Genomic DNA, 13248 nt, shown 5'->3' with positions numbered 1-13248 from the left:
CGTCTACCGCGAAGCGGACAAAGATGACCTTTTCAGCGCTTACTTCGGTGCGAGGTTTCGGAAACTGAATGCGAGACGCAACAATGTCCGGGCCTTATACTCTACCAATCTGGAAAACGTGTCGTGAAATAACTAGGGAGCCGGACTGTAAACAGCCGCTGCAGCATGGATCTCAAGGAAATGCCCAATGTTATTTTCGCGGGGCTTCCATCCTTTGGAGAATAGCCAATCGCTTGTCGTGTTTCGGTGATGTCCCAGCGCATACCTGGGTTTTCTGACATTAGGTTCAGGGCTGCGAAGGAAATATCCTTGGCATCTATTGCGGCGCGCATTCCGCCTAGAAAGTCCCGATCACTCAACCACATTTCCTGACCCCACCGGCCCATCGCCATGTGTGTGCCGGGTTGGTTGCCGTGAGTCCATTGCGTCCAGCCGATGCGCAAGCAGATGACCGACAGTCCGTGATGCTCGGCGAAATAGGCCCCTGTCCGTTCACAGAATAGTTTTGACATGCCATAGGCGTTTACTGGCCCTGGTGGTGTCGTGCTGTTGAGCACCTCATGCGTGAACCTTTTGTCGCCGTGAACCCAGTTGGAGCTGGCAAGAACCACGCGGCTGACACCCATGGCTGCCGCATGGTGATAGAGAGAAAGCGTTGCATCCATATTGTGTTTGATCGCAGAGGCCCAAGTGGCGGAGGGCTCTCGGTCTCCGGCAAGATGCACGATAACGTCCACTCCCTTAAGCAAACTGACCCAACTGCTGTCGTTGGAAAGGTCTGCGGTGTGAATGTCGGGATGATCAACGGGGCGAATGTCGATGCCAGAAACGGTGTAGTCGGGGTCGCTTTCTAGCGCGTCAAAAAGTTTGCGGCCGAGATGCCCACCAGCGCCTGTAATCAGGACATGCATGACAGGAACTCCTTGTTGTTTGCGAGTCCCAATGGCATTTGGGATGCATCTTCCTCCGCCAAGACGCGGAACGTCTGCCGAAAATTCAGCGTTTCATTCGGTGCGAGGTTGCGTGCCGGGGAGTGCCACTCCGCTTCGCAATAGGTGTAATCGCCCGAGTTAAAGACCTCAAACGGATAGTCGTGTGCAAATTGATCACCCTGTTGAGGTTCAGGTACTGAGCACATTAGCAACGGGGTATCAGCGCCGCACCGTATCAATGTACGACCGTTGGGGTTCGGTAGCGCGACCTTGAATTCCTGCTGTCTGTTGCAATCCACGACAATGCCGTTGCCGTGCGTAGCTATCATCCCTTTGGCAGAGCCAAAAACAGGATAAAATGCAGGGTCTTCCAATTCGACACCGACCTTGGTGGGGGTGTTAAGCATCATGACTGACCAAATGCCGGTCAGGCGCGAGGAGGTCCCATGGTTGACCACGATGTGTTCTATTTCCCAGCTTTCCGCCGAGGTCAGCGTGATGCGGCGCGACACTGACAAGTGCGAGGTCGGGCATACTGCGCTGGTCATGTCGATACGAGTGCTGCTTCTTGAAGCGATCTGGTAAGAGCCGCTGTCCAACACGGGAAACGGAGCGCCGTTTACCCAGGATGCATCCGGGGCGATCCACGTCTTCTCACCGCCCCAGAGTGGAAAACCAAATTGTGGAGAGCGTGTGGGCAGATCAGTAAGCCGTGTGTCATCGACATCCAAACCGTCGAGATCTGCGTTCTGAAATAGGAGGGAGCGACCTTGGAAGTTTATATCCCATAGGCGGCCCCCGATGCCGGGCAGGAGTGTCAGCTGCAGATCGTTTTGCTGCAGGTGAAGAACGCTCCATCTGTCCGACATGTACCCCCTCCTATCGGTTTCCCGGCGCGATCGAATGCGCCGGGACAATCCCTTAGGTGTGCTTGAACTGGACGACGTTCTCGGCAGTAATCGGCATAACCCCGGTTTCAACGCGCTCGGGTAAAGGATTGATGCCAGCCGCCATCCAATCGGGCAAGACCTTCAGCGCATCAGTGTTCTGCCAATGCATCATGTGGAAGGCGAGAAAGATCTCCAGATAGGATTTCTGAGCCACAGCGCCGTGAATTGTGCCGTCTTCGATATAGGGAAGCATATCATCATTTCGGTCCATCGCGACGATCTTGATGTCCTTGCGTCCCGCCTCATTGACGGCAATTGCCGCGCCTTTGCCGCTGTCGCCGTCCGTGCCGCCAATGCCAACAATATCCGGGTTCGCCTGAATTGCCTGAAGGTAGGCTGTCGGCGCATAGGACGGGTCGGCCTTATCGTTGACGACGTCGACGACCTCGATATCTGGGTATTTCTCAGCAAAGATTTGTTTGTACCCCTCGACCCGCTCCAATGTAGAGGGGGCAGGGAAAGTGCCGAGGATAACCTTGCCTTTCCCGCCAATCGCTTGCGCGAGCATTTCACCGCCGACACGTCCTGCCTGAACGCCGTTGATACCAAGGAATGTGGACCGGGGACTGTCGGGAATATCGCCAATACAACATGTGACCGGAATGCCCGCCTCGACCGCACGTTCGACGCCGGGGGCCAGAGTGGCCGGATCACCGGGGAAGATAAGGATGCCTGCGGGACGTCTTGCGATCAGTTCATCCAATTGGCGTGCTTGTGCGGCCGTGTCGAAATCCAACGGGCCGGTGAATGTTGCCTTGATGCCCATTAACTCCTCAAGGTCTTCCATCGCATTGCGATAGTCCACCCAGAACGGCACCTGCGTTACGATGGACAGGAACACATACTCTTTGCCGGCCGCTTGCGCCATGGCTTCTTTGGACAGCATGGGCAGTCCGAACGCTGCGGCCAATCCAGCGGTGGTACCCGCTGTCAGCAGCCTGCGCCGATTCACATTCAATTCAGTCATCGTAGTCTCCCTGTTTTGGATCTTTGGTTGTTGTTGGGTTTTGGAAAGCTTATGGATTAGCCCCGTTTGCTTCGGATCAGCATGTCCAAGGCCACCGCTGTAACGAGTACACCGCCGATGACGATCATCTGCCAGTAGATCGATACAGCCAGCATCGTCATAGTGTTGTTGATCAACGCAACGAAAACGACGCCGAGGAAAGCACCAAGAATAGTACCTTCGCCGCCGCGTAGAGATGCGCCACCGATGACAGCCGCTGCCAGAACCTGAAGTTCGATACCGTTTCCTGCCGTGGGCGTGCCGCTCATCAGGCGGGAGGCCAGCAATACACCCGCCAAAGCAGCCAGAATACCGGTCAGTGCGTACAGAATGATACGTACGCGTGTGACATGGATGCCTGACAACATCGCGGCCTTTTCATTGGCACCGATGAAATAGACCTGACGGAAAAAGCGCGTATGGCGAACGGCCAGGTCAAACAGAACGACGAGCAGAATGGTGAACAAGACGATTACCGGAAAGCCGCCTATGTCAGCTTTGCCGATCCAGGCAAATGATGCCGGCAGGCTTGAGACAGAGAAACCTTCGGTCAGGACAAGAGCGATGCCTCGCGCGATCGACATCGTGCCGAGGGTCGCGATAAGCGGATTGATCCCGAGGCCGGTCACCAGCAAACCGTTCACTACGCCGACAATTCCACCCAGCACCAATCCGCATACAACAGCGAGCGGAATTGGCATGCCGGTCAAAAGCAGCATGGCTACGACGGTAGAAGACAAGGCCATTACCGACCCGACGGAAAGATCGAACCCGCCGGATGCAAGTAGGATCGCCATACCGATCACGATGATCGCGGTGGGGGCCATGCCCACGGCCACGGCTCGAAAGTTCGAGAAGCTGAGGAAATAGGGATTAACGTTGGACATCACGATGATGATGGCGGCGATCAGAACGATCAGCGTCAGTTCACGAATATCGACAAAAGCTTGTAGAACACGGCGCAGCAGCGGACGCTTCATGGGCAAGTTGGCTTGAGCGGTCATGGTCACGTCGCGACTCCTGATTGATTGGTTTGGGGTACGTCCACAATTGGAACGGAATTTCCAGCGGCCATTTGAAGAAGCGTGGTTTCGGTTGCCTCAGCGGCTGCGATGTCTCCCATGAGGCGACCGTCGTGGACGACAAGGATGCGGGTCGAGAGAGAGACCAGTTCGGGAAAATCGGATGACACGACGAGGATGGCCATTCCCTCGGCTGCTCGACGCAAAAGTTCCGTGTGGATTTGGAATTTGGCTCCGACATCGACCCCTTTTGTGGGCTCCTCAATGATCAGAAGAGCTGGCGCGCGTTTGAGCCACTTGGCCAACATAATCTTTTGCTGATTGCCCCCTGAGAGATCACCAACAAGTTCGTTAATCCCGCTGGTTTTGACACTGAATGCGTCAATGGCTGTTTGGCTGTCTGCTTTGATCGAGCCCGAACGCATGAACCCAGCAGACGCATGATCGGAAAGACTGGCCGCGATCAGGTTGTCGCTGAGTGATTGTTCCAGAAAGAGGCCTTCAGTCTTGCGTTCCTCGGGAACAAACCCGACCCCAGCACGCATCGCCTGCCGCAAGGACGCAAAGTTAACAGGCTTGCCGTGCAGTCTGATCTCCCCGGTCGCGCCATGCATCAACCCGACAATCGATCGAACAATCTCGCTGCGGCGAGCGCCCATCAACCCTGCCATCCCTACAATCTCTCCGGCTTTAATGGAGAAAGAAATGTCTTCGAATTCATTTGGATGCGTTAATTCTTGGACATGCAAAACCTCTTTGCCGTTAACCTTACCTGACCGCGTGACATCACCGGGGTGAGCGCCGCCGATCATCTCGGCGACGACTTGTTCCTGAGAAGTTTCCGAAACCGGTAAAGTGCTGATGTGGCGCCCATCTCGCAAAACGGTAATGCGATCCGAGATCTGGAAAATCTCGGCCATGTGGTGGCTGACATAGACGATGCCAATCCCTTTTTTTGTCAGGGACTTTAGGACTTCGAATAGTGCGTCTACTTCGTCGGGTGCCAATGCCGATGTCGGTTCATCCAGCAAAAGGACGCGGGAATTCAACGACAGAGCCTTGGCGATTTCAACAATCTGGCGGGAGCTTATTGGCAAGTTTTCCACGGGTGTTGAGACGTCGATATCCAGACCGAATTCCGCCAGTAACGCCTCCGCACGGCGGCGCAGTTCAGGCCAGTCAACTACGCCAAACCGGGTGGGTACGCGCCCCGCGTAGATGTTTTCCGCAACAGAGAGCGCGCCAGCGAGGCTGAGTTCTTGAAAAACACAGCCGATGCCCAGGGATTGCGCGTGTGATGGGCTTTCGACTCGCTGTTCCTTGCCGTCGCACAGGATACGCCCAGCAGAAGGTTGGTGAAGTCCATAAAACAGGCCGAGACAAGTGGATTTTCCGGCGCCGTTTTCCCCGCATAGCGCGTGAACTTCGCCGGGTCTCAATTCAAAGTCGACGCCATCCAAAACAATGTTCGTGCCGAAGCTTTTGCCAACCCGATCCAGCTGGATCAATGGCTGTAGCCCCGGTGAGTCAGGTTTCATTGCTGGCGTCATACAAGCTTCCTCCCGTCTTTTGATTGGCATCTGATATCTCAGATGTCAACTGAAAAAGAAAAGACCGTGAGGTGCCCAAAAGAAAGGGGCGGCGCCGTTCTGGCCCGCCCCCGTCACAACGAAGCTACGTTTTTGCTAGGATGCGGTCGCTCCTTCGAGGACGATGGCGGCGCTTTTGTAGGCTTGTCTGGTGCGGTCAATATGCGCTGTGAGAAGAGATTTGATTTTGGCCATGTCACCTTCGCGAACGGCAATAGCGATTTTTGAATGCTCGTCGAAGGAGAGCTCAGTATGCTGTGGCAGCTTCGCCAAATGGGTCCGCAATGCGGCAATCTTACCGATGTAGCGTGTATAGCTGGCCGTCAGATAATCGTTACCGGCATGTTCAAAAATCAACTGATGAAATGTGGTATCCAGTGAAAGGTAGCCCTTTTCATTACCTCGCCTGCGTTCCTTCTCCATGTCCTTCACGACACGCTGCATGTCCTCGGCAAGACCTTCCGGGTTCCGCAACAACGCAAGTTCAAAGGCGGCAGTTTCGATAGCCTGTCTGAAATCGCAGATCTGTGTCACTTCCGGCTCAGACAGCGAAAAAACGCGTGCGCCTTTTTGAGGCTCGATACTGACTAACCCTTCGTCACGTAATTGAGCGAGTGCTTCGCGAACTGGCGATTTCGATACGCCCAGCTCTTCGGAGATTTTTCGCTCCGACAAAACCTGACCCATTTTCAGGGAGCCATCGATAATACTATTCCGCAAATGTTCCAGTGCGAGTTCACGCAAAGACTTGGGTCTCTCAATCGCCATCTGAGGATATCTCCAAAAAAAGGTGTTGCCAGATGCAAGATATCTGATACACCAGATTAGGCAAGCTGGTATATCAGATATCAGAATGTGCTTGGGAGATCAAAAAGTGCGCGCAGAGTTGGTCGTCGATTGTAAGAACCAGCACGGGGAAGGGATTTTCTGGAATCCCGCCGATGGCCTTATCTGGTGGACCGACATTGAGGGCTGCGCGCTTTGGTCATTTGATCCTGCAACGTCAGAAACCGCCTCTCATGAAATGCAGGAGCGTGTGTGTTGCTTCGCGCCGCGCGCGTCTGGCGGTCTGATTGTTGCTTATGCGGATCGAGTTGTCTTGTTCGATTTGCCCAATGGCGAGGAAACCCTCGTGGTACGGTTCGAGTCGAGCAATCCGGAGACACGGCTGAACGATGGGCGAACTGATCGCCAGGGGCGATTGATTGTTGGAGGCATGAACGAAGTTTCTGGTAAAGCCGATTCGTCAGTCATCTGCGTCGATAAGGATTTGAGTGTACGGACGATTATCGAAGGAGTGTCTTGCGCCAATTCGACTTGCTTTACGTCCGACGGTGAGACGATGTACTTCGCGGATACCCCGGATCGGGAAATCGTCGCATTTGATTACGACGCCCGCAGTGGAATCGTTTCGAACCGTCGGCGGCACGCTTCTTTCAATGATGAGCCTGGCTTGCCTGATGGGTCCTGTGTCGATGTCGAAGGGGGCGTCTGGAACGCCGAATGGGAAGGCCATCGCGTTGTTCGCGTCGCACCTGACGGCACGATAGATCGCGTGATCGAGGTGCCGGTCTGGAAGCCCACCTGTTGCGCTTTCGGTGGCCCTGATCTCGACACGCTGTTCATCACGACCTCAAGGCTGATGAGTGACGAAGCAGCTTTAACAAAAGAACCGGAATCCGGCGGCCTTTTTGCTGTGACACCTGGCGTTCGTGGCGTGATCGACGCGCCATTCAAAGGATAACCAACGAAATTCTGGAGGAGAAAACTATGTTGAAAACGCTTATGACCACTACGCTTGCTGCGGGGTTCGCCACTCTGGCAACGGTCGCTCTGGCGGAGAATTATCCGGCACCGGTTCCACTTGAGGACGGGGCACAAGCGCCAATCGATGCGATAGAACCCAAGAACGAAACGTTCCGGATCGCGTATATGCCGCCGGCGACTGAGTTCAACTACTACATCGCCATCGGTGAAGGCATTAAAGCGGTTGCTGCTGAGGCCGGGGTCGAAGTCTTCATGCTTGCGCCCCAGTCCGGTGCGGACATCAATGGCCAAATGGGCATGATCCAGGATGTGCTGACGCAGGATGTGGATGCGATAATCTTTGGAACACACGATGAATTTGCTGCGGCACCACTGCTGAAGCAGGCCGTCGACAAGGGCATGGCAGTTCTGATGATCAACTCGGACATTCCGAACTTCCCGACACCCATTCATGGCGTTGTCGGGTACTCTCAGCGCAACGGCACGCATGCTATCGCTGACTGGGCCATCGAGACTTATGGCGATAAACCGTTGAAGGTCGGCATTATCGAAGGGCAGCCTGGCTATCACTCAACCGAGCGTGTGGGTGGCTTCCTCGACGGTATCGAGGGCAACGAAAACTTTGATGTTGTGGTGTCTATTGACGGAAAATGGAACGTTGAGGGTGGCAACACTGCTGGTATGGATATCCTGCAGTCGAACCCTGATCTGGACATGATCTTTGCGGCGAACGACTACATGATCATTGGAGCGTCTTTCGCGGCTAAGGCACTCGGTCGCAATGACATCGTCCTTTTGGGCAATGATGGCGACACGTCCGGCCTTGAAGAAATTGCGGCTGGCAACATCACGGCAACCGTCAACACCTCACCATTCCTGATGGGTAAGGCGGCTATGCACGCAACCATTGATGCGCTCAACGGGTCCTATCCCGGCGGCTGGATCGAAACGCCCACATCAATTGAAGACAAAGATGGTGCGATCAGCGTGCTGCAAGAGCCAGAAAAGCTCTTCCCGCAGCCGTCCAAAGAGTACTGAGCTTTCTCCCCGCTTCCCGGTGGCGCGTGCGCGTGCTGCCGGGTCGCAACTCAACCGAGTTTCGCTTTTAACGAGGCAATCGTAATGACACCCGCAACGCCACTTTGGGAGTTTGTCGATATCACCAAGGCCTATCCCGGGGTTTTGGCGAATGACAAGGTTTGCATCCGGCTTATGCCCGGTTCCATTCATGGGCTGCTGGGTGAAAATGGCTGTGGCAAGTCGACCATGATCAAGACTCTGTCCGGCGTACAGCAACCCGATAGCGGTCAAATCCTGCACAATGGCAGCCCAGTCACGATCAGCGACCCGCAGGCGGCACGTGAACTGGGCGTCGCAACAGTTTTTCAGGAATTCTCGATCGTGCCCACCTTGTCGGTTGGCGAAAATATTTTCCTTGGCAATATGCCTCGGTCCCGCTTTGGCGTGATCGACTGGGCCAAGGTCCACAACGAAGCCGCGCGCGTTTTGGCGGAAATGGATGTCGATGTTTCTCCGGAAACGATCACCGGCTCGCTATCGGTAGGCGAGCAACAACTGGTCGAGATCGCGAAAGCCGTCGCGATGGACGCCCGCATGATCATCCTGGATGAGCCAACGGCGGCATTGGGTGAAGATGAAATTGAACGCCTGCACCAGTTACTGCGCAATATGCGCGAACGCGGAACCGCTATTCTCTATGTGTCGCACAGGCTGGATGAGGTTGAACGGATCGTTGATGAAGTGACGATCTTGCGCAACGGCTGTGTTGTGCGAGCGAGTGGCGAGACCAAGATCAACGTCTCTGAGATTGTCAGCGCAATGGTCGGTGAGGACATTGGTGAGCACTATCCCAAGGAGCAGAACGCGACCAAGGATGTTGTGCTGGAAGCGGCAGGTCTGGGCACCAATTCGGGCGTGAAAGATGTATCGTTTTCGTTGCACCGAGGTGAAGTTCTGGGCTTGGGTGGTGTATTGGGCAGCGGCCGCACAGAGATTGCCCGCGCCCTATTCGGGACAGATGAGCTAACCGCCGGGCAGATATCATTGAACGGCAAACCGGTTCGCTTTCGTCGGGAAATTGATGCGATCCGTGCTGGATTGGCCCTTGTTCCGGAGAACCGTAAGTTTGACGGGTTGTTCTTCAATTTCCGCGCAAGCGGGAACGTCACCGCAGCGTCCCTTGGCGGGCTAAGCCGGTTCGGCGTGTTGAATCTTAAGGCGGAAGAGCAAGCCACCCATGACCTGATCCGCGATCTGGAAATCTCGACCCAGGCCGAGGAAAAGACGGTCAACTTCTTGTCTGGTGGTAATCAGCAGAAGATCGTGATTGCACGTTGGCTGTTCTCAGCCTCTGACATCCTGATCCTTGATGAACCGACGCAAGGGATCGATATCGGCGCCAAGATCGCTGTTTATAAGTTGATTAACAGGCTCACGCGGGCGGGAAAATCGATCATTCTGATCAGCTCAGACCATGATGAGTTGCTTGCGATGAGCGATCGGATTGCCGTCGTGCAGCACGGAACGATAGTGCGCACGGTCGATGCATCCGACCTTACTCATGACGACCTTGTGCGCGCGTCCGCCGACACTCCTCAATCCAAGCCTAAGGAGGCTTTCGCATGAAGCGGATCTTTGACACCCAGTTGATCGGACCATTTGCAGCAATGGTGATCGTCGCACTGATCGTGGCACTTACAACGGAACGCTTCCTGAACCCGGGTAACCTTTCAAACCTGTCCCTTCAGGTAAGCATCGTGGCCTTGATCGCAATCGGGTCTACTATCGTGATCTTCGCTGCGGGCATCGATCTGAGCTCCGGGTCTATGGTGGCTTTGCTGACCATGATCCTTGCGCAGATGTTGAAATTTGTCGGCATTCCACTGGTTCTGGCGTTGCCACTCATTCTCTTCATGGGCGGATTGCTTGGTCTGTTCATTGGGCTGATAACAGCCTACGGGCGTATCCCGTCTTTCATCACTACATTGGCGGCGTTGATTGCCTTCAGGGGCCTTGCGCTGACCTTCAACAATGGGTCTCCGATCTTCTCGCTGGATCCGGCGCTAGAGCCAATCTTTTACGGCAAGCTGTTCGGCGTTCCGATGCCTTTCTTCTACCTCGTGTTCTTCTACGTCCTTGCCGCGTTCACTATGAACTTCACGAAACTCGGCCGTGAGATCTATGCCGTGGGTGGTAACCCAGCTGCTGCCGTTCTGACGGGTATCAACGTACGTAAAGTTCAGACGACAACATTTGTCATCGCAGGTTTCATGACTGCGGTTGGTGCGATCCTGATGTCAGCGCGCCTCAACTCTGGTTCGCCCAACTATGGCCAGACGCTGGAACTGCAGGCCATTGCCGCTGCTGTTGTCGGCGGAGCCAGCCTTGCAGGCGGCCGCGGCAACATCCTCGCCACGCTGATGGGGGCGATGACAATCGTTATCGTCCAGAATGGTTTGAACCTAAATGCTGCGCCATCTTCGGTTCAAAACATCGTGTTGGGCCTGATCATTCTGTTGGCCGTCGGCATAGACATGTGGCGCGCGGAGATTTCGGGCTTGATGGGTCGAATGTTCGGCCGCACTTCATCGCAGCAGTCATCAAACGTCAAGAAGGAGGCCTAAGATGGATCTGGGGCTCAAAAATAAACTGGTCCTGGTGACTGGTTCAGGTTCCGGCATAGGCAAAGCCACTGCGCGGGTCTACCTGGAAGAAGGCGCGCGGGTCATCGTGCATGGCCTGACCGAGGCGGAAGTGTTCGACTGCGTCGACGACCTGTCATCACTGGGCAAGGTCGAAGGCATTGCGGCCGACTTAACCAAAACCACTGATGCGGAAACTCTGGCAGAGTTTGCCCGCGAGCGCGGTGCCGTGGACGTTCTTGTGAATAATGTTGGCATCTTTTCGGTCAAACCGTTCGAGGATCTCACGGATGACGACTGGATGCATTACTTCAACATCAATGTCCTGTCCGCCGTTCGGATGAGCCGGATTTTCCTGCCTGAAATGCTTGGCCGGGATAAGGGATCTATCATCAACATGGCCAGCGAAGCGGCAGTGAAGCCATTACCTCAAATGGTGCATTATTCTGTCACTAAAACTGCCATGTTAGGTCTGACGCGTGGCATGGCAGAATTGACAAAGGGGACAAAAGTCCGGGTTAACTCGATCCTGCCTGGTCCGACCTGGACAGAAGGTGTCGAGGCCTATTTTGATGGCCTCGCCGATCAGAAGGGTGAGCCGCTCGACACCATCGTCGACAATTACTTTAAATCAGATGAGCCCACATCGCTCATACAGCGCTTTGTCCAACCAGACGAAGTCGCCCGCATGATCGTCACGATCTCAGCAAGCTCAGCCTCCAATGGTTCTGCGCACCGGATCGAAGGCGGCATCGTTCGCAACATTCTTTAACTTCTAACTGGAGGAGCCCTACATGGCCGCTCTCACTTTCTCTCACATCGGCATCACAGTTCCCAACCTGGAAAAAGCCGTGGAGTTTTATTCCAAGGCATTCGGCCTGTACGTGCTGATGGAACCAACTGAAATCTTGCATGACGAAAGCGCCATCGGTCAGATGTGCGACGATGTATTTGGGGAAGGTTGGGGAAGCTTCCGCATCGCGCATTTGTCGATGGGCGACGGTGTTGGCATCGAATTGTTTGAGTTCCCGAAGACCGTCGAAGAAGAACGCCCGTTTGAATATTGGCGGCGTGGCTTGTTTCATTTCTGCGTACAGGACGAGGATCTGGAAGGCCGCGTCAAGGTTATCGAAGACCTGGGCGGGCGCCAGCGCATGAGCCAAGTGCGCAAGTATTACCCAGGTGAAAAGCCCTATCGCATGGTCTATATGGAAGACCCTTTTGGCAACATTTTCGAGCTCTACAGCCACTCGTACGAATTGACCTATTCGGCGGGTGCTTATGACTGATCGCGCCGCCTTTCCCCCCAGAACGGACAAACCCAAGGTCGTGATCACCGATTACGACTTTGGTGATGTTGCCGTTGAGACGGAAATCCTGGAAGCCGCAGGAGCCGAGGTGATTGCGCTTCAGGCCAAGCGTCAGGAAGACCTGTTCGATGTCGCGCCGCATTGCGCAGCGATGATGAACCAATATGCCCGGATCGGGAAAGAAACGATCACGCGGATGCGAAACTGCGAGGTCATCGCGCGCTATGGCGTAGGCGTGGATATCGTGGATGTCGGCACGGCGACGGAAAAAGGTATCCTCGTCACCAATGTGCAAAACTATTGCACCGAGGAGGTCGCCGATCATGCGATTGCCCTTTGGCTGACCCTGGCGCGCAAGTTGCCTGACTATGATCGGGCCACTCATGCAGGGATCTGGAAATGGCAAAGCGGGCAGCCGGTCTACCGTTTGCGCGGGCGGACGATGGGTGTCGTCTCGCTGGGTAAAATCGGGCAAGCCATCGTGGCGCGGGCGCAATCTTTCGGGGTTACGGTCATCGCCTACGACCCGTATTTGCCAAGAGAAGTCGCGGCAAAGATTGGGGTCGAGCTGGTGAGCAAGCCCGATTTGCTGGCAAGGTCCGACTATATCCTGATGCAGGCACCGATGACGCCGAACACGCATCACTTTTTGTCGGATGCCGAATTCTCGGTCATGAAACCCGGTGCGATACTCGTGAACACCGGACGCGGACCAACGGTCGACAACAAAGCCCTATTCCGGGCGCTGACCGAAGGCCATCTGGCCGCTGCAGGGCTCGACGACCCCGAAGAAGAGCCGGCCAAGCGCGCCAACTGGACGCCTGATGACAACCCGTTGTTCACACTGCCCAACGTCCTCGTAACGCCACATGCGGCCTACTATTCCGAGGAATCCATACACGCAGCGCGGGTCACCGCGGCCACTCAGGTGGCCAAGGTCCTGACAGGGCAAAACCCCGACTATACCGTCAATGCCGACGCATTGGCCGTATCTACCGCATAACAGGAGA

The 13248-nt window shown here is 55.1% G+C and carries 13 protein-coding genes; 7 read left to right on the top strand and 6 right to left on the bottom strand.

Annotated elements, in window-relative coordinates:
• Positions 1-101: 101 nt before the first annotated feature.
• The 6 genes from ACR0IU_RS11600 to ACR0IU_RS11575 all read right to left on the bottom strand — a co-directional run bounded on the left by ACR0IU_RS11600 (position 102) and on the right by ACR0IU_RS11575 (position 6267).
• A complete protein-coding gene (locus ACR0IU_RS11600; protein ID WP_480716373.1) occupies positions 102-911 on the bottom strand; it encodes an NAD-dependent epimerase/dehydratase family protein in 810 nt (269 codons plus the stop codon).
• Positions 899-1801, bottom strand: coding sequence for a hypothetical protein (locus ACR0IU_RS11595; RefSeq protein WP_480716372.1), 903 nt, complete (start codon positions 1799-1801; stop codon positions 899-901). Before ACR0IU_RS11595 ends, ACR0IU_RS11600 begins: the two co-directional genes overlap by 13 nt.
• Positions 1802-1853: 52 nt before the next feature.
• On the bottom strand, positions 1854-2849 hold the full coding sequence (locus ACR0IU_RS11590; protein ID WP_480716371.1) for a substrate-binding domain-containing protein: 996 nt from the start codon (positions 2847-2849) through the stop codon (positions 1854-1856).
• A 56-nt stretch (positions 2850-2905) separates the two neighbouring features.
• Positions 2906-3892 (bottom strand): ABC transporter permease, encoded by a 987-nt coding sequence (locus ACR0IU_RS11585; RefSeq protein ID WP_174818509.1) that lies wholly within the window; start codon positions 3890-3892, stop codon positions 2906-2908.
• Positions 3893-3894: 2 nt separating this feature from the next.
• A complete protein-coding gene (locus ACR0IU_RS11580; protein ID WP_480716370.1) occupies positions 3895-5448 on the bottom strand; it encodes a sugar ABC transporter ATP-binding protein in 1554 nt (517 codons plus the stop codon).
• A gap of 147 nt (positions 5449-5595) precedes the next feature.
• Positions 5596-6267 carry a GntR family transcriptional regulator gene (locus tag ACR0IU_RS11575; RefSeq protein WP_480716369.1) on the bottom strand — a complete coding sequence of 224 codons (672 nt, stop codon included), beginning with the start codon at positions 6265-6267 and terminating at the stop codon, positions 5596-5598.
• Positions 6268-6373: 106 nt separating this feature from the next.
• On the opposite strand from ACR0IU_RS11575, the gene ACR0IU_RS11570 reads away from it, so the two are divergent.
• The 7 genes from ACR0IU_RS11570 (at position 6374) to ACR0IU_RS11540 (ending at position 13241) form a co-directional block, all read left to right on the top strand.
• Entirely contained in the window at positions 6374-7243 is an 870-nt protein-coding gene (locus ACR0IU_RS11570; RefSeq protein ID WP_480716368.1) for an SMP-30/gluconolactonase/LRE family protein, read from the top strand.
• A 26-nt stretch (positions 7244-7269) separates the two neighbouring features.
• Complete coding sequence (locus ACR0IU_RS11565) at positions 7270-8304, top strand: sugar ABC transporter substrate-binding protein (RefSeq protein WP_209507285.1); 1035 nt, start codon at positions 7270-7272, stop codon at positions 8302-8304.
• A gap of 84 nt (positions 8305-8388) precedes the next feature.
• On the top strand, positions 8389-9912 hold the full coding sequence (locus ACR0IU_RS11560) for a sugar ABC transporter ATP-binding protein (protein ID WP_480716367.1): 1524 nt from the start codon (positions 8389-8391) through the stop codon (positions 9910-9912).
• The gene (locus tag ACR0IU_RS11555) at positions 9909-10910 is read left to right on the top strand and encodes an ABC transporter permease (protein WP_108861951.1); all 1002 of its coding nucleotides are present in this window, start codon (positions 9909-9911) and stop codon (positions 10908-10910) included. The genes ACR0IU_RS11560 and ACR0IU_RS11555 overlap by 4 nt, the downstream gene beginning before the upstream one ends.
• 1 nt (position 10911) lies before the next feature.
• On the top strand, positions 10912-11700 hold the full coding sequence (locus ACR0IU_RS11550) for an SDR family NAD(P)-dependent oxidoreductase (protein ID WP_480716366.1): 789 nt from the start codon (positions 10912-10914) through the stop codon (positions 11698-11700).
• A gap of 22 nt (positions 11701-11722) precedes the next feature.
• Entirely contained in the window at positions 11723-12217 is a 495-nt protein-coding gene (locus tag ACR0IU_RS11545; RefSeq protein WP_480716365.1) for a lactoylglutathione lyase family protein, read from the top strand.
• Positions 12210-13241, top strand: a complete 1032-nt coding sequence (locus tag ACR0IU_RS11540) for a C-terminal binding protein (protein ID WP_480716364.1) — start codon at positions 12210-12212, stop codon at positions 13239-13241. The genes ACR0IU_RS11545 and ACR0IU_RS11540 overlap by 8 nt, the downstream gene beginning before the upstream one ends.
• Positions 13242-13248: the final 7 nt, after the last annotated feature.

This window comes from Ruegeria sp. CL5 (assembly GCF_056536485.1).
The sequence above is the reverse complement of the archived record's forward strand: the minus strand, read 5'-3'. Positions and strand labels throughout refer to the sequence as shown.

Excerpts from the sequence above, each read along its gene's own strand:
- ACR0IU_RS11600 (WP_480716373.1), bottom strand. The coding sequence starts at position 911 with ATGCATGTCCTGATTACAGGCGCTGGTGGGCATCTCGGCCGCAAACTT.
- ACR0IU_RS11595 (WP_480716372.1), bottom strand. The coding sequence starts at position 1,801 with ATGTCGGACAGATGGAGCGTTCTTCACCTGCAGCAAAACGATCTGCAG.
- ACR0IU_RS11590 (WP_480716371.1), bottom strand. The coding sequence starts at position 2,849 with ATGACTGAATTGAATGTGAATCGGCGCAGGCTGCTGACAGCGGGTACC.
- ACR0IU_RS11585 (WP_174818509.1), bottom strand. The coding sequence starts at position 3,892 with ATGACCGCTCAAGCCAACTTGCCCATGAAGCGTCCGCTGCTGCGCCGT.
- ACR0IU_RS11580 (WP_480716370.1), bottom strand. The coding sequence starts at position 5,448 with ATGAAACCTGACTCACCGGGGCTACAGCCATTGATCCAGCTGGATCGG.
- ACR0IU_RS11575 (WP_480716369.1), bottom strand. The coding sequence starts at position 6,267 with ATGGCGATTGAGAGACCCAAGTCTTTGCGTGAACTCGCACTGGAACAT.
- ACR0IU_RS11565 (WP_209507285.1), top strand. The coding sequence starts at position 7,270 with ATGTTGAAAACGCTTATGACCACTACGCTTGCTGCGGGGTTCGCCACT.
- ACR0IU_RS11560 (WP_480716367.1), top strand. The coding sequence starts at position 8,389 with ATGACACCCGCAACGCCACTTTGGGAGTTTGTCGATATCACCAAGGCC.
- ACR0IU_RS11555 (WP_108861951.1), top strand. The coding sequence starts at position 9,909 with ATGAAGCGGATCTTTGACACCCAGTTGATCGGACCATTTGCAGCAATG.
- ACR0IU_RS11550 (WP_480716366.1), top strand. The coding sequence starts at position 10,912 with ATGGATCTGGGGCTCAAAAATAAACTGGTCCTGGTGACTGGTTCAGGT.
- ACR0IU_RS11545 (WP_480716365.1), top strand. The coding sequence starts at position 11,723 with ATGGCCGCTCTCACTTTCTCTCACATCGGCATCACAGTTCCCAACCTG.
- ACR0IU_RS11540 (WP_480716364.1), top strand. The coding sequence starts at position 12,210 with ATGACTGATCGCGCCGCCTTTCCCCCCAGAACGGACAAACCCAAGGTC.